Below are 21,105 nucleotides of genomic sequence, written 5' to 3' on the forward strand. Positions count from 1 at the left end.
AAAAGAGCAATGTCGCGAACCTCGATCGCAGCCCTCGATTCAGGCTCATAAAGGGCGACCTGCTGAAGATCGACCTCGACACGTTGCTCTCGGACGTTGACATCGTATTTCATCTCGCAGCTCAGGCGGGCGTCAGAGCGAGTTGGGGCCACCATTTCAAGGACTACAGCAGGTTCAACATCGAGGCAACTCAGGAGCTTCTAGAGGCCGCAAAAGACAAGGGCCTGACCAAGTTCGTCTATGCATCATCCTCGTCGGTTTACGGCGAGGTCAAGGAGCTTCCGGTCACAGAAGGCCATCCATTGAACCCGATCTCGCCATACGGCGTTACGAAGCTCGCGGCCGAGCATCTTTGCGGCATATACGCCAAAGACTTCGGGGTGCCGGTCGTCAGCCTGCGGTTCTTCACCGTGTTCGGCCCGCGCCAAAGGCCCGACATGGCCATCCACAAGTTCATTTTAGCGGCGCTCAAGGGCCAGCCGGTCGAGGTGTTCGGGGACGGCACCCAGACAAGGGACTTCACGTTTGTCCTTGACGTGGTCGAGGCCTGTATGCTCGCCGCCACCAAGAACGCTGAGAATGTCCCATACAATATCGGCGGCGGCTCTCGGATAACCGTGAACGACCTCATCCGACTCCTGGAGAAGGTCCTGGACACCTCGATCGAGACACAATTTGTCGAGAGACAGCGAGGCGACGTTACACACACACACGCTAGCTGTGAAAAGGCGAGGGCAGACTTCGGCTATTCCCCCAAATACACGCTTGAGGAGGGGCTTTTTGAGGAGGCGGCCTGGTTTCGAAAGCACATTTCCTGACCGAGACCTGTCGTCGTAGTGCTTGACGAGGCTGCCCATAATCTCCGGACAACGTCTGTCGGGCAGCGCCGATGTGTTCGGGCGTGAACGTGCATGCGGCAGACGCGCAGGTCTGCGAAAGAGGTCACGTTGTCAACGTTGTCAACCGCACCGTAGCGGCAAGAAAACATAATAATGCGACAGCCTTCGAGATCGCGGATTAATGATGACGGTTAAGGATGACATTGAAGTCAAGGGCCGGCGTGCGTTATGATAATTCTGGTGCGCACATACTTTAGTGCGGGCTTTGCTTGATGAGGGGCGAGAGAGTTGGGCAGTAAGAGATACTACTCCCAAGGCGTGATCGACGAGGTTAGGGACAAGGCTGACATCGTGCAGGTCATCTCCGAATACCTCACGCTGAGGCCCGCAGGCCAGAACTTCAAGGCGCTTTGCCCATTTCACAAGGAGAAGACCCCTTCCTTCATGGTGAATCCGAGCCGTCAGATGTTTCGGTGTTTCGGCTGTGGCGAGGGCGGCAACGTGTTCACCTTCCTTATGAAGATCGATGGGCTAACGTTCGGGCAGGCTGTTCGCGCGCTAGCGACGCGATATGGCGTTCCGCTTAGGACAGAGGACGGCGAAAAGATCGATGAGACAGCCCGGCTCAGGCAGGCTCTCCTCGATCTCAACAGGAAGGTTGCGGCGCATTTTCAGCGGAATCTCATTGATGGCGAGGTGGGTTCGCTAGCGCTTGAGTATCTCAAAGAGCGCGGCGTGGGTGACGACGCCATAAGGACGTTCGGGATTGGCTACGCAAAGGAGAGTTGGGACGATGTCTGCGGAAAGTTCGGCAAGAAGGGCAGCGGTCTGGAGCTTCTAGAGACCGTCGGGCTGGCCTCAAAGGGCAAGCAGGGAAGCTCTTACGATCGCTTCAGGGGGCGGATAATCTTCCCAATCGTTGATGTCGCAGGCAATGTGCGCGGATTTGGAGGGAGGGTTCTTTCGAGTGCGCACCTCGAGGGGGAGAAGGACAGGGGCGCCAAGTATCTCAACTCACCCGAATCGCTAGTCTATCACAAGGGCAGGACGCTTTACGGATTGCATCAGGCGAGGGATGCTGTGCGCAGCGAGGGCTTCGTTGTGCTCGTTGAGGGCTACATGGACGTGATAGCGCTTTTCGAGGCCGGAATAAGAAACGTGGTCGCAACGTGCGGGACGGCGCTCACGCCTCAGCAATGTGGCTTGATCAAGAGGTACACGGAACGTCCGGTAGTGTTCTTCGACGCGGACAGAGCTGGCACGAGCGCGTCGTTGAGAAGTTTCGACGTTTTCAGCAGGGAGGGTCTGAGACCTCGTGTTTTCAAGGCGCCTGGCGAGGACGATCCTGACGATTACGTGAAGCGAGTTGGGGGCGAGAAGCTTCTGGAGGCGCTTCGGCAGGCGCCTGCCTTTCCAGAGTTTCTTATCAAGGAGACGCTGCGCGAGTTCGACGTAGGGACAGTTGATGGCAAGCTCTCGGCGCTCAAAGAGGTGTTGCCCTCGCTTTCGAGGCTGACGCTGGTCGAGAGCAACCACTATGTCCGGATGCTGGCGGACGAGCTGAGCGTGGACCAGGAGATCGTTTTTGCGGAGCTGCACAAGCTATCTGGCCGCTCAAAGGTCGGTGAGGAGATTCAGGTTCTGAAGGAGAGACAGTTCATCGCGGAGGAGCGCGACCTAGTTCGAATGATCGTTACGCACAATGAGGCGTTGAGGACCGCTTCCGAGAGCGTTGAGCCCAGCCTGATAACAAGCGATTTCTTGCGGGAGCTAGTGGAGTGTTGTTTCTCGGCGTGCCGCTCAGGTAAGGAGGTAACGCTGTCCGGACTTCTGGATAAGTTCGAGGGCGATAGCGAGAGGAGCTTCATCGCCCAGCTTGCTTTCTGCGAGTCGGTCATAGACGGGAGCGGCTTTTCGAGGCTTGTGGACAAGCTCAGGCGCAATGCTCTTGCCAGAAGAGCTAATGAGATGCACAAGGAATACCTCAGCAGCCTGAAGGGGGAGGGCGACATGGTGGGGGAGAGCGAGCTCGAGAGGGAGTTCGTGGAGATGAAGCGCTCGGCGGTCGCAGATTAGATGCCCGGACCTGTGAGCGTAGAGCTGGCGCTCGAGCGGCTGCTCGATTCTTGTGTAGCGGAGGTCTTCACCAAGGAGGAGCTCCGCGCGAAGCTGGCTCGTTCTGAGCGAGAGCGGAGGCCGCTTAGGGTTAAGCTGGGGGTCGATCCGACCGCGCCTGACATTCATCTTGGGCACACTGTTGTCCTTAGGAAGATGCGGGCGTTTCAGGACCTTGGCCATACTGGCGTTCTGATCATTGGGGACTATACAGCGATGGTTGGCGACCCTTCGGGCAAGAACAAGACCAGGCCGCAGCTGTCGTACGAGGAGATCGAGCATAACGCCGCAACTTACAGGGAGCAGGTATTCAAGATACTGGACCCCAAGCGGACTGAGATAGTGCTGAACGGTGAGTGGTTCAGGGAGTTAGCGTTTGCGGACGTGCTGAGGCTCGCCTCACGGTTCACGGTGGCCCGCCTGCTTGAGAGGGATGATTTTGAGAAGAGACTAGCGAAGAAGCAGCCGATCAGCCTTCACGAGGTTATGTATCCGGTGATGCAGGCCTATGATTCGGTGATGGTTCGCGCAGATGTGGAGCTTGGGGCCACGGAGCAGACGTTCAACATCTTGATGGGTAGGCAATTGCAGGAGCAGATGGGACAGGAGCGGCAGATTGGGCTGCTTGTCCCGATATTAACAGGGATTTGTGGCACGGTGCGGATGTCCAAGAGCATTGGCAACTACATCGGTATTGCGGAGAGTCCACAGGAGATGTTCGGGAAGACGATGTCGATACCGGATGGGCTTCTCGTGGACTACTTACGGCTTGCCACGGACTATGAGATCAACGAAATTAGGCGGCTTGAAAGGGCGCTTGCAGACGGCGAGGCGAACCCTCGGGACGTGAAGTTCCAGCTGGCGAAAAGGATCGTGGCGATGTATCACGGCAAGGAGTTGTCGGAGCTTGCGGCCTCGGATTTTGAGCGAGTCTTCAAGCAAAAGGAGTCGCCTCGGGAGATGCCGGTTGTCAAGATTTTATCAAAGGACCTCAAAGAGGGCAAGGTATGGATAGCGAGGCTGCTCAGGCTCGCGGATGCCGCGAGCAGCAATTCCAGCGCGATAGGGCTTGTCAGGCAAGGCGCCGTCTCGATAGACGGGGCGCCGGTGGACGCGGTGGCGCCGGACATCCGAGTTGAGTCGGGCATGACGCTGAAGGTTGGCAAGCGCAGGTTCTTCCGCATCGAGGTTACAAACGATACATCTGATTGAAAGACGGAGATTCTATGCAAGAACAAGATGCACATAACAGTAAGCCCAAGAATGGCGCACAGCAAACAGACAGCTCCGGCCAGGGAAGCCCAGACCAGAGAGTGTCCGAGCAACGGCGGAGGTCATCCTCGAGGAGGAGGCGGCCGCGGTCCGACCAGAGACGGCCTGAACAGCAGATGCCCAATCAGAGACAAGGTGAGAGCCCGAGGCCCGGAGGTTCGAGGTCTTCTGAGCAGCAGCCCGGTGGTTCGAGGTCTCCTGAACAGCAGCCCGACCAGCAACGTGGCTCGTCTTCGAGAAGGAGACGGTCTTCAAGAGGGCGCCGTCCCAGCCAGCAGAACACACACAACGGGCCGCCGCGCTCAGACCTGGTCTCGGTCAAGGACGACGAGATAAGCGTCGATCGGATAATGAGGCGATTGTCTCAGCGTGCGTCCGAGCTCGATCGAGAGATGCATGGGCCGCCGACAAAGGGCATAATCGATACGACGAATCTGTCCGGCGAACAGACGACGGGGGCCGGCGAGGCGCTTGCGGCCAAGTTCGTGAGAGAGGCTGTCGCCAATGACGATGTGTTGCGGGCGATGTCGGGCGCCGACTGGAACCTTACCCAGGAGTACAAGATCACTTCCCACCGGGCCAGCCTGGTCGCCGGCCCATTGAGGATGATGAAGCGAATGATGAGAAGGATGGTGAGGCTCTATACCGATTTCCTTGTGACCAGGCAGAACCGCATAAACACGTATCTCGTGCGACTCTGTTCGCAGCTGGTTCGCGAGCACGTGCGGGTCCAACTTCAAACCGACCGTGAGATGCAGAGGTTCAAGAGCGCTCTTGATGAATCGGAGAGGAAGTTGTCGTCGAGCGTGTCCGCTATCAACGCCAGGTTCGACAATGACGAGGCGCGGCTGGACCTTTTTCGCTCAGAGCTGGAGGTGCGAGCTGATGTGATGCGCGAGGAGCGTCACACGACTGACCTTCTGGCTGGGGCCGATGATAATCTGGACGATGGGGATCATAACGTTGACCTAGAGGGCGAGCCCATCACGGAGGACGAGGCGACCGCGGCCTCGAGTCTTGACATAGAGATAGCGCCAGAGGCCGAAGGTCGTGCCGACGACAGGCCCTCTTCGCAGGGGCTCAATACGCAGACTTTCGATGGCGCCTCGGAGGTTGAATCCATGCTGGAGACCGAATCTCATCTTGCAGAGGAGAAAGTTTCGGGCAAGTCCGAAGAGCATGGAAGCGACAAAAGGCCTGCCGAGGACGATCTCGAGCGGTGAGCGTGGCCGGGAAGCCGCCGTCTGACTCTCGACTTGCGGCGAGTCGCTTGACAGACTCGCTGGAGAGCCTGGCTCCAACGCTCCGCCGAGTCAGCCGAAAGCTCTTCGAGGACCCGGAGCTGTCCGGCGAGGAGAGCAGGGCTTGTTCGCTACTTATGGGGCTGCTTTCCGAGGGCGGTTTCAAGGTGGAGAGAAACGTGGCCAACCTTGCGACGGCGTTCTTGGCGAGATACTCATTCGGCCAGGGCGGCCATCCGCAGATCGGGCTCTTCTGCGAATACGACGCGTTGCCCGAGCTTGGCCATGCCTGTGGGCACAACCTCATCGCCTCGGCAAGCCTCGTGGCCGGGCTAGCTTTGGCCAAAAGCCTCAATGCTCCACGAGGCGAGGTCTGGGTGATAGGCTCTCCGGCCGAGGAGACGTTCGGCGGCAAGGTATCTCTTCTGAGGTCCGGCCATCTTGCGGGGCTGGACGCGGCCATGATGTTCCATCCGGGTCCCGAGACGAGGGTGTGCTCGCTCAGGTCGGTTGCGACGGCTCCAACGGAGATCGTGTTTTACCCAGAACGTATCCCCGGCATCGCTCAGGACCCTGGACCGAACCCGGTCCTGGCAGTTGCCGGCCTATTCCAGGCGATTCCGTCGGCAGTATCGGGCCTTTCGGGCATAAGTTTTCCGGGCGTCATCCTGGAAGGTGGGAAGCGCCCAAACTTGATACCAACGCGAACGGTCGCGAGATTCAGCTTCAGGGCAAAGACCCAACCCTTGCTGAGGCGCCTCATGCACGAGGTCTTGCGGTGCGTGCGGGACGCGGCTCACGTCTCGGGCTGTAGTTTCTCGATGCGCCGTTACGAGGCGGGATACGAGCCGCTGCTGGTGAACCAGACGATCGGGAAGGTCTGCGAGCGTTACTTGAGAGATGAGGGTCTAGCTGCGCTTTCGGCTCCGCCCGAGGCGCCCGGCGCCTACGACATCGGAAACGTAAGTAGGTTTATTCCGGTGATCCATCCCGTGATCAGCAAGGGCTTTGAGGGGGTCTTGAGCCACACCGAGGAGTTCGCCGCGAGGGCAGGGTCCAAGAAGGGTATCCAGTGCGCCGCGACGGCGGCAAAAGTGCTTGCGTTGACGGCGCTTGAGCTCTCGACTCGGCCGCAGCTTCTCGCCGCCGCCAAGAACGAGCTGTTTCAAGAGGTTGGAGAGGTTGGGTAGAGGCGGGGCTTGCCTCCGCCCATCTATATATTCGGGCAGACACAAGGCATACCCCGCTGCGTCATCCCCGTTGAAACCCTCTTAGTTGACAGCCTTCTTAGAGCGTGCCATGCATCTGCAAGCCTGACATCTGTAAATTATCCGGGTTACATCAGCGTCCAGTGCGCCTCGGCGACGTCGCTCGCTAGATTGAAGGTTCCCTGGTAGAAGAACGCCGCAAGGAACCGGTAGCCTCCCCTCGGAAGCGCATCCGGAAGCGGAAGGTGCATGATAGTCCAGTCCGGAAGCGAGGCGCCTTGGCCGAGCGGCAGAAACGAGATGTTCGTGAAGCCCGGGTCGGTCTGCCACGTGGGGAAGAAGAACAGAGTCCCGTCCGGGTCGTCATCTAAGGTTGCAGCAATGTAAAGGTCGAAAAACATCCCCATCCCCTCGTTCTCGAGGCGCAGCGAGAGGTCAAGAACCTCGCCTGCGGCGTACGTCTCCTTATTCGTCCGGACAGCGACCGTCGGCGGCGTCCCCATCTGGTCGCCGCTGAGCGCAAGCTGCGGAGCAGTCGCCGTCGAGTAATCACCCATCTCGCCTCTCGTGGGCGCGCCATAGACGAAAAACTTGGAGAATGCTACCTGCGAGATGGCCTGGAATGTGCCCGGCTCAAAGAGCCCGGCGAGCCACTCGTATTCGCCCGGCGCAAGGCCGCCAGTGACGATGTGGGCGAGCTCAATCTCGTCGAATGTGGCGCCTGCTGGGATAGGTCTGAACTCAAGGGCACAGTTCTCCGGAAAGCTGGACCAGAAGGGATAGAAGAACAGCTCATCGCCTCCGACCCTCCGATAGGCTACGTAGCAGTCAGCATCCAGGTCAGGGCCAGGATTCATCAGGCGAATCGAGGCAGATTGAGTGGGGCCCAATCCGAGGGCGTAACCCCCCTGGCTCGAGATTCCGAACGTAAGCAGCTGGCCGAATTCTCCGAATGCGTGGAGTGCCCCGTTGAGATAGGCGTAAACCGTCCCGTCTTCACCTATGCACGGCCCCGAGACCTCGTTATAGAAGGTCTTCTCCGTAGTGTAGATCGTAGCAAGCGTGCCTTCCGGGGAAAGTTTCACCAGATAGCAGGTATTCGGCTCCATCGCCGGGCCATACGAGCCGGAGACGAAGACGTTGCCGGCAGCATCAGCCGCCGGGCTGCAAAGCGGGGACCCAGAAAGCTGCGCTGTCCACTCCTCCTGGCCATCGGGGCCGAGTCGCGTGAACAACGTGTTGCCGGTCAGGTCCGGGTCGGTGCAGAGAAAACCTACCGAACTACCGGGGAGCAGGACTGGGCTCGTGTAGGAATAGCCGTTGAGCGTATAGTGATTCTTAAGCGTGCCATCAGGATTTAAGACAACGAGACCTGACTTGTTGGCGAAGTGGTAGATGTTGCCCGCCTCGTCGATAGTAGGGGCCGAATCCACCCCGAACTTGCTGACTATCTCGTCAAACGACCATCTCAAGCCATCCGAATCCACGCAATACAGAAAACCGTCGTCGCATCCGAAATAGACGTTGCCCGCCGGGTCCACGGCCGGAATCGTTGTTACAGAGCTAGGATGTGTGTAGGACCAGAGGAGCTCGCCCTCTTGAGAGACTGCACAGAGCCTGTTTTGGTCCGGTTGTCCACATAAGCCCACGTAGATGGACCCGTCCGGGCCCAATGTCAGCAGAGAGCCGCCCCCGGCGTCGCCGTTCAGCTCGAGCGCCCACTCCAGCTCGCCCTCCGCAGAAGCCGCGAAGAGCACGGCCGGCCTGTCGATTCCACCTGTGGTTTTGCTCGCCAGGCCGATGAGTCTGCCGCCCTCGCCGATAGCAAACGAGCCCCCGTGAACACACATCCCAAAATCCTGAACAGGAATAACGAAACCAGTCTTTACGTCGCCATCCCTCGTAATGGCAGTAACCCGGTCTATACCTACGACCCAAATGGTCTCCTCGGGGCCTATCACTAAATGACTGTTCCCTATGATGCCGCACGCCGCCTTCCAACGCAGGTTTAGCAACTCCGGCGTTGCTACCGGCGCGATGCCCGTGTGCTGCGGATCGTACTGGAACATCGGCCAGCTCGCCTGGTCTGAGCCTTGAGCTGGCCAGCCGATAAACAGAAGAGCAACCACAACAGTCAAGCTCTGAATGAATCTTCTCGCGTTCATCCAATTGTCTCCTTTCGTTAGTGGGCCGGCCCAGGCCACAGCTTTTGGCCTGAGCCGACCCGTTCGATTAGCTAAACTATCTCAGTCAAATCCGATACTCTCTTTGCCGTCCCCTAGTCTACATCGGGCCCTACGTATTGGAACTCGCCGTTCGGGTCCCGACCTCCCATCGAGTCGGTGAAATAGAATCCGTGATCGCCGCTCGGAAGCGTCGTCGAGTATTTGTAGCCGTGACTTCCGCCTATCGCCTGGTCGTAGTCCATCATGATGCCCTCCCAATCGTCGTCTATGTGCACATAAGCCGTGGGAGGCTCGCCGACACCCGACCAATAGACGTGATACTCAAAAACCTGCGAGGTGTCCCCTGATGTCGGATCCACGTATCCACCGTAAAGGCCGTCATAAGCCAAGGCAAGCAGCGCAACGCCAAGTACCAGGGCCCCGATAACAAGAGCTATTCTTGACGTTTTCAATTTAATCTCTCCTTATGTTCTGTGCAGACCTTGAAGTCTGCCAACGTTCTTGTCACTCACTTATCAACGTGAGACATTTGTCTTATGCTTGCTGCCATTTGAAAAAATGGCGCGCGGGGCGAATAGGAGGGCCTCGTGGTCTGATTGAACCACGAGCCCTCTTCCCGCGTACAACAGGAAAGGCCCGGACGGAAACGTAAAAACACGACGAGACTCCGTCATTAGGCTGCCTGTCGGATTGGGCTCTACCCTCTCGCATATCTGGGCGAAGAACAGAGCACGCACTACGGAAAGTAAGAACTGCCCTCTGACGTGTCTGAGATGTCAGACTATCGCTGAATCTAGAAGCTGCATGCAGCCGGGCGAGGGCTGAAAAGTCAGCCTCGTCGGCCTCATCGTCCCGAAAACTGTTCCGAGAAATTTCCGCGATTTTCATCGCTTCCCTCAAAAGGTCTGTGCGCCTCTGCGTGGAACCTCACGCACCCCCAGGCGCATTGTGGGACCTCACCGGGAAAGTATCACACATCCGCCTCCACCTTGTCAACCCTCAAAAATAGATTTTGCCGCCCTTGATCCTTTTTGACGGATTTGTCTCTGCGCTGCGCACCATCATGTAGGCGCACCGCCAGACGGTGCAACCTGCGTAGGGGCGGGGCTTGTGAGGCTGTCCAATGAGTATGTTCTGAAGAGACACGCCCCGGGATGGCGCAATCGGACATACTATATGTAGCGGTAGGCCTTGTGTCTGCCCGAATATATAGATGGGCGGAGGCAAGCTCCGCCCCTACGCAACTCCACATTCGACTTATGGGACAGCCTCGACATGTCTGCCCTTCAAAATGTCGTCCGCGCGCCTCGTGGGGAGCACCAGCCCCCCGGCGTATAACCCTCAGTCTTTTAGTTTTGCCTCGTCGTTCTCGCCCTCGCCGGGCCTCGGCCAGAAAGATTTGATGGTGGTCTCGGTTTCCCGTTGAAGCCTCTTGAAATCCGTGTCCTTCGGCGGAGCGCTCAGCCTCTCTGCGAGCTTGGGCAGAAGGCTAGCGTGGAGAAGGATGACCAGCTCCTTGTCCTTCTTCTCCATGCGGTCGTAACCTGCGACGTATCTTATGCCGAGAACCCACCACGGCAGGTCCTTCAGAAAGGGAATCCCCTGCCGTTGCCTAGACCGCTCGGTCGAGTAAAGACCAGCTATTGCCGTATCCTCACCGCTGTAAAGAAGTATAGATGAATTGGCCTCAGTTTTGTTGATCGTGACATTGACCGGATCAACGAGGCTTGACCGCTCTACCTTTACTGCCAGGTTAATGAACTCTTCACCCTTCTTGCCCTTGAAAACCGAGGGAGTAACTTCCAGGATAGTTCCCGTCTCGTAGAAGGTGGTAATAATGTTTCCAGCATAATCCCTCGTGTTCACGGCGAATTCCTGCCCGACAAGTATCTTGGCCGGCTTGCCAGCGGTCGCCACAACCTCAGGAGTTGCAATGATCCGCCCCTTCTCGGCAAGCTCCAACGTGCTCAGAAGGACCTCAACGCTCGCACGTCCGTCGTAAAAAGTCTTGGCCAGTCCCGCCAAGAACATGTTCTCGCTCACCCTCTGAGCACCGGAGCTCATCGCGCCTATTGCCAGACTCCCGTTCCTGACAGTGGTCCAATCGATACCGAGCTCGCGCATAACTCGTCTGTCGCCCTCGAAGAAGGTTGCCTTGATTCTGATCTCACGGGTATCGGCCGTGACTCCTTCTTTTTTAGTTCCACCTTTCGTCTTCTCCGGCTCGCTCGTAGGCTCCACGATTTCATAGTATGTGTCGTAGCGGACGTACCAGATCCCGTTGGCCCGCAGGACCATCTCGAAAGCCTTCTTCCAATGCATGTTGTCTATATCGACCCCGATATTGCCTTTGTGCTTCGCTGGATCGATGATGACTCTCTTCTCGAACTTGTTGCTGAACTTGGACAGAATGAACAAGGCTTGAGCAAACGGAGTGCCAGATGACAACGAGACCATCTCGTCAGGTGACGTGTGCTCAATAGGATACTCCTTTGGAACAAACGTGTGCTTGCTGCCCTCAAGCGCTGGCCCTGCCAAGCAGAAAGCTGCCAGCAGCATAACAATGAACATTGAGACCGCTATTGCCCTTCTCATCTGTTTCCACCCTCTTGGTTTTTAAAATTAAGCTCCATGCTGTATTTCTCGATTACTCCGCCCAAGTTGAGTGTGAAAACGCACTCGTTCTGTTGGACATCGATCTTGGTCAAGTAGCCCAGGAACACCTCGTCGCCGACATGCAGCGTCACCAGGTTCTTCTTCTGATCAATTATGAATGCGGTATCTTTGGTCAGCGCCTGTAGCTTCGACTCGTCAACCAGGACTAGCCCTCGCGTGTTCTTCGGCAGGTTGTCGAGTATCAGTGGATAGAACGGGTCTATCTGTTTAGGCACGGTTTGGACCACGCGAGGCGAGAACGACTGGTCAAGGGAGGACGATGTCCCATAATAGACCTTGATCTGCATGTCGAATCTCACACCGAGGACGTCCCCGTCGTCGTTTTGGCCGATCGATGCGCCGTCGATGCTGATCTGCCCGATCTTATAGAGCAGTGGCTCGTGCTCAAGATAGTAGATGAAGTCAAACAGGTTCTCGAACGTGTCCTCGCCGCGTAGCTGGTATGTTCTTGAGGGGGGCGATTCGTCCGGAGCCTCTGAGAGCACCATAAAATCGAACATCAGCATAGGGCCAGACTGTTGGCTTATCCAATTGAAATAGTTATATGACGTTCTAGCGTTGTCCGCCACAGGGATTATTTTCTTGCGCTGATACCAATGGTCTGTTAGTTTTGCGAGCGTGGCCCTGACTTCCCCGCGGCTATCGACCTTTGCCTGCATCTTGTCATAGGCCTCGTGCGCTTCCTTGTTCTCCTTGCGAACGGCGCCCAGCTCATCGGCCTGGCTATAATAGACATACCAGCCTCCCACAAGCAGCAGGACCAGCCAGATGGCGCCGATTACAATCGTGCTTCTTAGTGCGTTACTCACCTTACATCTCCCTTACCATTTCTTGAGCACTACGGTTGATCCAACGTCCTCGCTCTCGCCTGGGCGATCTGCCCGAAACGGCTGTTGGGATAATCCCTCAGCAGCTCGGCATACTCATCGCCCGCACGCTTCTCGTCGCCCAGCCTCAAAAGACAATTGCCGAGCATGAAGAGCACGCCATCCGCCATGCTCTTGTCTTCGCAGTGCTTTGACTGTTCAAACTCCGCAACAGCCCCCTCGAAGTTGCCCATGCTGTAAAGACAATGCCCCAGCCAGTAGTGGATGTTGCAGTCCATCACGCGACTCTTGCTCGAGGCGAGGATGCGGTTGAACAGGGCCGCCGCCTGCCTGTAATCGCCGGACTTGAACAGCTCAAGTGCCCGATCGTAATCGTCATCGGCTGCTTGGGGGGCGCGCTCGTTTGTTACCTGCATCTTGGCGGTCGCCGGTTTCTCGTGCTTGACATCCTCTTTCTTGGCCGGTTGAGCATCTTCTTCGACGGCTTTGGCCTTAACAGGCGGAGCGGGGAGGTGTTCTTCCTGCTTTTTCCGAGCCGCTTCGTTAGTTTTCTTCTTGGGCCTATCAGCCTTGTCCGTTGCTTTGGATTTCACATCTTGCTCTGGAAATGGGCCCAAGACCTCAGGTGCCCGCGATGGTTTTGCCTTCGGCCCGAGGTATTCCTCATCGACCGATCTCTTGGCAGCTGCGACCTTTTGCTCCTCTTGAAACCGCTTCTGTTCCCAGAGCTTTTTAAGCTGTGCCTCGGAACTTTCCTGTTCGGCCCTTAGCCTCACGAGTGTTGGGCTATTGGCAATCCGCTCAGACTGTGCGAGGTATGCGTCAAGTCCAACCCTGAGCATGGCGCTGAACATCTCCGGGCCCTGCGCACTAGTCGAGAGGGGGTCTGCGAAGAGCCCTTGCTCCAGCCCCAGCGGCATCTGCGGGCCCGACATAGCCAGATTCGGAGTCGCAACAAAGGCCGAGCCAGGCTGCGTGCCCTCGTGCCCCTGGCCCTTGAATCCGAAGCCGTCCCTGCTATGTTCCTTGACCATCGCCAAATAGGCCCCAGGCTCCAATGCGTCGGGGAACTTGGCTCGCAGCACGAAATCGCAAACGCCATAATCGCGGATCTTCCCGCGCGCGACTGTATCCAGGAAAGAGCTCTCAAATCCGCTGGCAAGAGCGGTTATCTTGTCCCGCGTGCGAGATTTGCCTGTTATTAAATAGCCCCTGTCCTCTGATGATTTGATGCTCGTGAACCATAGAGAGTCGCAACGCTCTGCAAGGTCACAGAGCTTGAGCAGAGAATCGCTCCAGACGCGGGAGTTCTGTGCCAAAGCAGCCAGCTGCTTCATCTCACTCTCGTGAAGCGAGATCTTCTCGTTGAGCATATCGATCTCATAAAGAAGCGGCTGTGCGAGCTTCGTCAGGCGGTTGTGATTGTAGGTGTCCTCGTTGAGGTCCTGCATCTCGACGTAGTTGTAGCCACCTTTGATGACCAGAAGGAGGCTCATCGTGAAGATCACAAGGAGGGACAGAAGACCGTGCCACGCTATCTTGAACGGCTTCTGCGCTTCCTTCAGGTAATCGGGCGTGAAATCGGTGTGATAATAGCTGGGATTAGTCGGCTCGAGCGATTTCCTCGCCAGGGCAAGGGCCAAGGCGAAGCTCGGCAGAGGCGCTGGAATCTTCGAGGGCTCCATCTCCGTCCCAACGAACTTGCCATACTTGATGGTCTCTACCTTGGCGTTGGAAAACTTCTCTGAGAAGAACTCTATCGCCGAGGGCATATCTGCGTCGCCCGCCAGAATCACCCGGTCGATGTCAGGCAACCCACCCTCATCCTGCTCGAGCAGTATCTTGCTGTACAGCGTGTTGCCGAAATCAGGTGAGTTCGAGCCCTCCTGTATCAGCGGGAGGAGCCGCATGTAGTCCCCTCCCTTCATGATCGTGACGCGAGTGTTGTCGGCGCAGACATAGATGAGTGCTGTTATCTCGCCCGCCGCTATTTCGTGGTTGGCGCGAACAAGGCTCATCAGCGCGGTCTCTACCGAGTCAAGCAACCCAATATATGGCTTGTTACGACCCAAGAACCGCTTCAGCTCCTTCAGAACATCCAGAAACACCGGTTCCTGATCACAAACCAGGCAAACAAGGTTCTTGTCTGACACCTTGACATAATCGATCATCTCCGGCGAGAGCGGCCTCTCATGCTTGGGCGCAACCAGCTCCATCAGCGCTCTTTTGAGCTTGCGCCCCTTGACGGCGAAGGTGTCGCTCAAGAGGTAGTAGCTGACTGAGTCCTCGGGGAGATTGACCCCGATCTTGGCCTTTCTCAGGTCGTACCCAGAGAGTATCCCCAATAAGGCCGACGAGGCAGTTTCTCCCTCCTCCGCGTCCCCCTTGTTCTCCGCCCTCGCGTCAAGTGGAGCCCCCACCTCGGTTACCTCGCCAAACGCCTCCTCGAAAGCGCCCATGGATTCCTTTTCTTGCTCTTCCTCCGTAAGAGGCGCACCAAGCGGCTCAGGCAGCTGAGCAACGTCAAGCCGCTTGAGGATGACGCCCTTGTGAGAGAGCGCAATGTGGGCGACTTTGACGTCCGTCCCCTCAATTGATAGTCCTATTGCCTCATTTCTCATAGTTCCCTCCGAAGCAACTCGCCCAACCTCTTCTTGTTGTTCGCGAAGTTGATTGCATTCTCTTTCGATATTTTCTTTAGCCGATAAAGACGGTAGAGGTCCTGTTCAATCGTTATCATCCCCTCGCTCCCTGACTCGAAGATCATCTGGTATATCTCGCCCGTGTTGTTGTTCTTGATGGCGGCCCTGACGGACGAGTTGACCAGAAGGACCTCCTTGGCGAGCTGAAGTCGTCCACTGTGGTCAGGGACGAGCTTCTGAGAGAGAATCACCGTCAAGACGTCAGCCAGCCGCATCCGCACCCGTTCCTGGACACTGGTCGGGCACTCGGCGATGATCCTGTCGATGCTCTCCACTGCCGAGCCAGTGTGCAGAGTCGAGAAGACCTTGTGCCCGCTGTCGGTGATCTCAAGCGCTGTCAATATCGTGTCTGCATCGCGCATCTCGCCGATCACGATAATGTCCGGGTCCTGCCTTAAGGCCTGAACTGCGCCCTCTTTGAACGACATCACGTCTCGACCCACCTCCCGGTGCCGGATGATGCACCGGCGGCTAGTGTGAATGTTCTCGATCGGGCTGCCTATGATCACTGCGTGGGCGTCCATGGTCTTGTTGTTTGCGTCGATGATGCTGTCAAGCGTTGTGCTCTTGCCAGAACCGGTTATCCCAGTTATCAGCACAAGCCCCTGCTTCACGTGAGCCAGCGAAAGTGCCCGCGCCACGTTCTGGTGAAGGCCGAGGTCCTTGAACGGGTAAATAGTCTCCGAGATCCGCCGCATGTTCATGGCCAAATGGTCAAGATCAAAATACGTATCAGCCCTAAACCGAACACGGGTTTCGTTACAGTGGATCGTGTAGGAGAAGTCGAGGTTGCGCCACTCATAGAGGTACTCCCTCTGCTTGTCCATCAGCAGGTTCTGGATGAGGAAATCGGTCTCGTCCACCGAGAAGGAACCGAGCTCGGGATCGGGCTTCTTGAAACCGAACACCCTAAACCATATCTGCTCCCCGCAGCCGTAGCTGCCCACGTCGATATCCGACGCCTCGAGCTGCACAGTCCTTGCGAGCCAGCTCTCTACCACCCGCTTGAGGCACTGCCGCTGCTCGGGCGAGAGGTCTAAAAGCAGCTTGCCGATGAACATCTGCCGCTCGAAACCCTCTTGTGAGGCCGGCACATGCGCAATCAGCCGAGAGAGTATCTCTCTGGCCTGGCCAACAGCGTCGGCCTCGAGAGTGAGAGTCGCTTCTTCAGTCAATCCTTACTCCCACCAAGACACTATTTCCGGGCTCTTGTTAAGCTGTCCTGAGAGCGCCTGCATAATGAAATATGAGCTGTAGTGGACATCACCGGTCCCGTTCCCGATGCAGTTGCCGCGGGGCGAGGCTCCTATCACGGTTACGTTGCCCGTAACTTTGCCGTGTATCTTGTCCACGTCGTCAGCGATGATTAGCCCGTAGAAGTTGCCCCGCATGTTCTTGAGGCGAGCGTTCTTGTTCGCGTTGTGGATGACCAGTATCCCGAAGCTGTTGTAATCAAGACCGCAGTTGCAGTAGGTGAGGTTGGGCGAGTTCCAGGTTCCGTTGTCTGGCAGCTCTAGATAGGTAACTCCCCTTAGCGGTATCTGAATGTCGCTAGGGTCTGTTGCGTATTGGCTGCCGCCTACCCCGCTCTGCGCGATCGCCTTCAGCGTCCCATCCGAGACCTCTATTGCAGCATCGGGCGAGCTCGGGAAGCCGCCATCGAACTGGGCGTTCTCCTCGATCATACTCGGATCGAAATCCGTCGAGGGCACGAAATCCTGTCCCAGTGAGTTCGTTCCGCCATACTTAGAACTGCCGCCCCTCGTTATCGTCTGCGTGCTGAGAATCGCAAGGCCGCCCTGGTTGGGCGTGATGTTCTCGTTTTGGTCATATTCTCGGCCATCGACTTCGAGCGTTCCCAGGGTGTTTACGTAAGGCTTGGCCGTGATCGCGGACTTAAAGTATTTGGGATAGACCTCGACGACGACCTGCACGCCGTGCGCGGTCTGCCCGTAGGTCCCGGTGGCGACTATCTTGGAGTTGCTCGATGCGGGCATCTTCGAGCAAGTCGTCGAATATGAGCCATCTGAATAGCTCGCAGATAGGCTGCCTTGATAACTGTGGTTGGTTGTAATGTTGTTCAGAGCAACGTTTGCGCCCGAGTGTGCGAGGTTCCTCGCCCCGTTCATGTCGTAAGCCTGGCAAGCATTTGCCACGGCCTCGTTTCTCCTCTCCTGAACCCCCATCGTGAGAAACGACATCGCCACCGATACGCCTAAGACCAGGATGATTGCTGCTTTACCCATCTCTTAAGCCCTCCTATCGTTCTACAAGGGTTAGTAACAAAGCTTCTGTTTACTTATCGGATGGTCCTCACAGATTCTTTGGCCTGATCTCTTTGCTCCAGACCGCGCGCTGAACCGCTGCCTGTCTCGGCAACTTTTGTTGCGAACCGGCGACCCAAGTGCATCACTCCCACCATGAAAGGACCTTCAAGTCCGACTTCGGCAGACCATTTAGCGCGTCGAAGATGAAATGCGTGCTATAAAGCACCTTGCCCTCGCCGTTCCCGATACAATTGCCTGTCGCTGCCCCGCCGATTACGGTCAAGTTGCCAATAATCGTTCCGTGGATCTTGTCCACGTCGTCGGCGATGACTATCCCGCAGAACGACCCATAGAAATTCTTAAGAACCGCATCCTTGGCGGCACTGTGGATAACCAGTATCCCGTTGCTACCGCCGGTGAGGGTGGCATCGTTCCATATTCCGCCGTCAGGCAGTTCCACGTAGGTTACGCCCCTCAGAGGCATCGTGAGCGTGCTGGGGTCGGTCGTGTATTGGCTGCCGTTCGCTCCGCTCATGGCGCGACCCTTCAGCGTCCCTTCAGAAAGCCCAACCGCTGCGTCCGGTGATGGCGGGAATCCGCCATCAAAGACAGCGTTTTCGTTGGTTATGCTCGGATCGTAACTTGTGGAAGGGACGAAGTCCCCCCCGTTCTCGTTGGTGCCACCGTACACGGAACTGCCGCCCCGGATGATGACGTCTGAACACTCAATTGCCAGGCCGCCCTGGCCGGGGATGACATTGCCATGCTCGTCGTAATCCCTACCGTCAACCGTGAGTGTCCCAAGCGTCTTAACCGGAGGGTTGGCCGTGATTGCAGACCTGAGGTTCGGGGAACGAGTCTGCACAAGCACCTGCACCGTGTGGCTCCTCTGAACGTAGGTCCCCACCCCGGTTATCCTCGAGTTGACTGAGGCGGGCACCCTCTCGCAGCTTGCAGAGCACGTCCCGCCAGAGAGACTACTGGTCTGTGCAGCGCTAGTCCAACTGGGGTCGGATGTGATGCTGTTCAAAGCAACGTTTACTGCTGAATGCGCAAGATTCCCAGCGCCAGCCATGCTGAATGTATCGCAGGAATTGGATACGGCATCATTTCCTCTTTCCCGAGCCCCCATCGTCAGAAACGACATCGCCACCGCTACGCCTAAAACTAGAATGATTAATGCCTTACCCATTTCTCAAACCCTCCTCTTGTTCTCTAAGGGTTAATAACGAAGCCTCTGTTTACTTATCGGACGGTCCTCACAGATTCTTTGGGCTGACCATTTTCTCGCACACGGCCTCCGAATACCTGTTGTCGTACGGCATTGTGCTCTGAACAGTCAGACCAACATGAATCGTCTTTACGTCCGCCGGGTTGACAGTCATGTTTCCGTACTTGTCGTAGTATTGAAGGTCAAAGCCCGTAACGCCTAGTGAAACCGCGACCGGTGACGCTATTCCAATGGTCCGATAGAGGATGCAGTCGTTCGGGTTGGGGGTAGATGCAGCCTGGGAAGTGCTGCTCAACTGATACGTGATCGTGTTGAGGCCATCCGGAGAGCCATCGTTGTTGGTGTCAATCCCCGCCCAGAACGTTATGCTGTGTGCGCCCATTGTGGTAATCGCAGTGCCCGGAGTCGACTCAAACCCCATCTTGTGAAAGTCATACTCGATCAGGCTCTTGACAGTCGTTAACGCCTCCTGCGTGGTGACGTCGAGCATCTGCTGAGTAGTTGACTCGGAGACGCTTCCCGTAAGGGCAATCATCATCAGGATCAGTATACCGGCCACGATGGTCGTGCCGACGAGATCAGCTAATGCCATGTTGCCTCACCTCCTCTTAGTCTTATCTATATGCTGTATGCAAAGATCCGTCTTGCAACCACAGGTGTCGGAATGAACGGGCTGGTGACGGTTACTTCCATTTTCTTAAAGTATGTGCAGCTGCCTTGATCGTTGCCGCTGCTGTCGCAGTACTTGACTACTATGGCCACGTTGAAGTCAGCCCTAGTCGTCGAGACTGTTCCTGAATAGCCGTTGAAGTCGTCCACATCGTCGTAATTGGGGTATGTCTCACCTGCATCTGGCCCGAGGTATCCGGACGACGTTAAGCTGCCCGGGAACGTTGAAGGATCGTACGTCCCCACGTTCTCATCGAACGCCAGCACCGTTGTGCGCTCCAGAAAAGACTGCGCTGCTGATGTCCCCGATATGTACAGCTCGCTCTCCATCATCGTCCTGTTCCCATCCAGCACAATGCTGTTAAGCGTCATAGCCAGCGTCGAAAGCATTACAAGCGCCCCCAAAGCAAGCATCATCTGTCCTGAACTCATTTCTTCCTTCCTCCTGTCCTTCTAATCTCCGGCGGTCGCAAACGCGATCTCCTCAAGAGTCGTCTCACCACGCTTAATCCGCTCACGGCCAGACTCGCGAAGTGTAAGCATCCCATCCGCGATTGCCTGATTCCTGAGCGCCTCCTCGTCGATCTCCTGCGAGGCCTGATACACCAGCCGCCTAACCGTTTTGGTGAAATAGAACGCCTCGTGGATCGCGATTCGGCCCCGGTAGCCCAGCCGACAGTTCTTACAGCCTACACTCTCATAGAAGGTGATCTCCTCCACCTCCTGCTCGGTAAAGCCCAGGTCAAGCGGTATCCTGGGGTCCAAGTCCTTGATCGGCCGCTTGCAGTCCGGGCAAAGCGTCCTAACAAGCCGCTGAGCAACTATTACGTTGATCGAATAGGCAAGCAGAAACGGCTCGATCCCCATCTTGTAAAGCCGCGCAACCGCGCTTGTCGCATCATTTGTGTGCAGTGTTGTGAACGTCAAATGGCCGGTATTGGCCATCTTGACCGCTATCTCGGCAGTCTTCTTGTCCCGCATCTCGCCAACCATGACAACGTCCGGGTCATGCCGCAGTATCGAGCGAACCGCCAAGTCAAAATCGAGCCTTGGTCCGAGCTTTATCTGCCTTGCCCCAGGGATGTTATACTCAACGGGGTCCTCGACCGTAACCACGTTGATGCTTGGGTTCATGACATGACTTAGCGCCGCCACCAACGTTGTGCTCTTGCCGCTGCCGGTCGGCCCGGTCAGAATCACTATCCCCTGAGGCTTTCCAATCGCACGCATGAACGCATCTTTAGCTTGCTTCTGAAAGCCCAACTCCTCGAAATCCGTGATCAACTTCCGGTCGTCAATTACCCTGATTACTATGCTCTCGAGCTTGCGCCTCAGCTCCTGGCCAACTATCGGCATGATCGACACACGGAACCTGATCAGAGAGTTGTCTATTGTCCGCTGGATGAACCCGTCCTGGGCCGAATCCCACTCGAAACGGTCGATGTTCTTGCTTCTATCCTTTATGACGGCCGCGATCGCCTCTGGCTTGCTACCCTCATGCCGATACCAGAGCTGGAGCTTGCCATCTACTCGGAAGTAAAACTCAGCGATGTTGCCAGGCTTAGGGATGACATGGATGTCAGACGCTCCCTTCCGAACCGCGTCAACCAGGCTGCCCTCAACTAAGTCTGTGAGCAGGCTCTTGTTTATCTCTGCCTCGAGCGCCTCCTCGTCCAGCTCGGTCTCCGTCTCCTCGATGGTCTCGACCGAGTCGGTGGCCTCTTCGAGTATCTTGAGGAACTCATCCTTCTGAGGAACCAGCTTCGACGCAAGCTGATCGATCTCCTCCACTCGCATATAGGCGATCTCGTATCGCCTGAAACCAAACTCCGTGATCAGGCTCTGAATCTCCCGGTCGGTCGGGTCAGCGCA

Annotated in this window: 16 protein-coding genes; 5 read left to right on the forward strand and 11 right to left on the reverse strand. The window is 56.7% G+C overall.

Features of this window, described 5'->3' with window-relative positions:
* From VM163_07280 to VM163_07300, 5 genes are all read left to right on the forward strand, one after another.
* On the forward strand, window positions 1–818 hold an 818-nt coding region (locus tag VM163_07280; GenBank protein ID HUT03674.1), incomplete at its 5' end, for an NAD-dependent epimerase/dehydratase family protein.
* A gap of 309 nt (window positions 819–1,127) precedes the next feature.
* A complete protein-coding gene (gene dnaG / locus VM163_07285) occupies window positions 1,128–2,915 on the forward strand; it encodes a DNA primase (protein ID HUT03675.1) in 1,788 nt (595 codons plus the stop codon).
* A gap of 12 nt (window positions 2,916–2,927) precedes the next feature.
* Window positions 2,928–4,166 (forward strand): tyrosine--tRNA ligase, encoded by a 1,239-nt coding sequence (gene tyrS / locus VM163_07290; GenBank protein HUT03676.1) that lies wholly within the window; start codon window positions 2,928–2,930, stop codon window positions 4,164–4,166.
* A gap of 176 nt (window positions 4,167–4,342) precedes the next feature.
* Window positions 4,343–5,449: a hypothetical protein gene (locus VM163_07295; protein ID HUT03677.1), complete on the forward strand. Its 1,107-nt coding sequence runs from the start codon at window positions 4,343–4,345 to the stop codon at window positions 5,447–5,449.
* A gap of 47 nt (window positions 5,450–5,496) precedes the next feature.
* Entirely contained in the window at window positions 5,497–6,657 is a 1,161-nt protein-coding gene (locus VM163_07300) for a M20/M25/M40 family metallo-hydrolase (GenBank protein ID HUT03678.1), read from the forward strand.
* A gap of 146 nt (window positions 6,658–6,803) precedes the next feature.
* Here the strand turns inward: VM163_07300 and VM163_07305 are convergent, their stop codons facing one another.
* The 11 genes from VM163_07305 to VM163_07355 form a co-directional block, all read right to left on the reverse strand.
* Window positions 6,804–8,840, reverse strand: a complete 2,037-nt coding sequence (locus VM163_07305) for a PQQ-binding-like beta-propeller repeat protein (protein HUT03679.1) — start codon at window positions 8,838–8,840, stop codon at window positions 6,804–6,806.
* A 113-nt stretch (window positions 8,841–8,953) separates the two neighbouring features.
* Window positions 8,954–9,313: a hypothetical protein gene (locus VM163_07310; protein HUT03680.1), complete on the reverse strand. Its 360-nt coding sequence runs from the start codon at window positions 9,311–9,313 to the stop codon at window positions 8,954–8,956.
* Window positions 9,314–10,202: 889 nt separating this feature from the next.
* The gene (locus tag VM163_07315; protein ID HUT03681.1) at window positions 10,203–11,456 is read right to left on the reverse strand and encodes a type II and III secretion system protein; all 1,254 of its coding nucleotides are present in this window, start codon (window positions 11,454–11,456) and stop codon (window positions 10,203–10,205) included.
* Window positions 11,453–12,346: a hypothetical protein gene (locus VM163_07320; GenBank protein HUT03682.1), complete on the reverse strand. Its 894-nt coding sequence runs from the start codon at window positions 12,344–12,346 to the stop codon at window positions 11,453–11,455. The genes VM163_07315 and VM163_07320 overlap by 4 nt, the downstream gene beginning before the upstream one ends.
* Window positions 12,347–12,375: 29 nt before the next feature.
* The gene (locus VM163_07325) at window positions 12,376–14,985 is read right to left on the reverse strand and encodes a tetratricopeptide repeat protein (GenBank protein ID HUT03683.1); all 2,610 of its coding nucleotides are present in this window, start codon (window positions 14,983–14,985) and stop codon (window positions 12,376–12,378) included.
* The gene (locus tag VM163_07330; protein ID HUT03684.1) at window positions 14,982–16,241 is read right to left on the reverse strand and encodes an ATPase, T2SS/T4P/T4SS family; all 1,260 of its coding nucleotides are present in this window, start codon (window positions 16,239–16,241) and stop codon (window positions 14,982–14,984) included. The genes VM163_07325 and VM163_07330 overlap by 4 nt, the downstream gene beginning before the upstream one ends.
* A 3-nt stretch (window positions 16,242–16,244) precedes the next feature.
* Entirely contained in the window at window positions 16,245–17,312 is a 1,068-nt protein-coding gene (locus VM163_07335; protein HUT03685.1) for a hypothetical protein, read from the reverse strand.
* 163 nt (window positions 17,313–17,475) lie between these two features.
* Window positions 17,476–18,525, reverse strand: a complete 1,050-nt coding sequence (locus VM163_07340) for a hypothetical protein (GenBank protein HUT03686.1) — start codon at window positions 18,523–18,525, stop codon at window positions 17,476–17,478.
* Window positions 18,526–18,592: 67 nt separating this feature from the next.
* Window positions 18,593–19,156: a hypothetical protein gene (locus VM163_07345; protein ID HUT03687.1), complete on the reverse strand. Its 564-nt coding sequence runs from the start codon at window positions 19,154–19,156 to the stop codon at window positions 18,593–18,595.
* A gap of 26 nt (window positions 19,157–19,182) precedes the next feature.
* The gene (locus tag VM163_07350) at window positions 19,183–19,665 is read right to left on the reverse strand and encodes a hypothetical protein (GenBank protein ID HUT03688.1); all 483 of its coding nucleotides are present in this window, start codon (window positions 19,663–19,665) and stop codon (window positions 19,183–19,185) included.
* Window positions 19,666–19,686: 21 nt separating this feature from the next.
* Window positions 19,687–21,105: GspE/PulE family protein (locus tag VM163_07355; GenBank protein ID HUT03689.1), on the reverse strand; the 1,419-nt coding region annotated here is incomplete at its 5' end.

The organism is bacterium, assembly GCA_035527515.1.
Classification (GTDB): Bacteria; B130-G9; B130-G9; order B130-G9; family B130-G9; genus B130-G9.

Coding starts and splice junctions, on each gene's coding strand:
- VM163_07295 (HUT03677.1), top strand. CDS start 4,343: ATGCCCAATCAGAGACAAGGTGAGAGCCCGAGGCCCGGAGGTTCGAGG.
- VM163_07305 (HUT03679.1), bottom strand. CDS start 8,840: ATGAACGCGAGAAGATTCATTCAGAGCTTGACTGTTGTGGTTGCTCTT.
- VM163_07315 (HUT03681.1), bottom strand. CDS start 11,456: ATGAGAAGGGCAATAGCGGTCTCAATGTTCATTGTTATGCTGCTGGCA.
- VM163_07325 (HUT03683.1), bottom strand. CDS start 14,985: ATGAGAAATGAGGCAATAGGACTATCAATTGAGGGGACGGACGTCAAA.
- VM163_07335 (HUT03685.1), bottom strand. CDS start 17,312: ATGGGTAAAGCAGCAATCATCCTGGTCTTAGGCGTATCGGTGGCGATG.
- VM163_07340 (HUT03686.1), bottom strand. CDS start 18,525: ATGGGTAAGGCATTAATCATTCTAGTTTTAGGCGTAGCGGTGGCGATG.
- VM163_07345 (HUT03687.1), bottom strand. CDS start 19,156: ATGGCATTAGCTGATCTCGTCGGCACGACCATCGTGGCCGGTATACTG.
- VM163_07350 (HUT03688.1), bottom strand. CDS start 19,665: ATGAGTTCAGGACAGATGATGCTTGCTTTGGGGGCGCTTGTAATGCTT.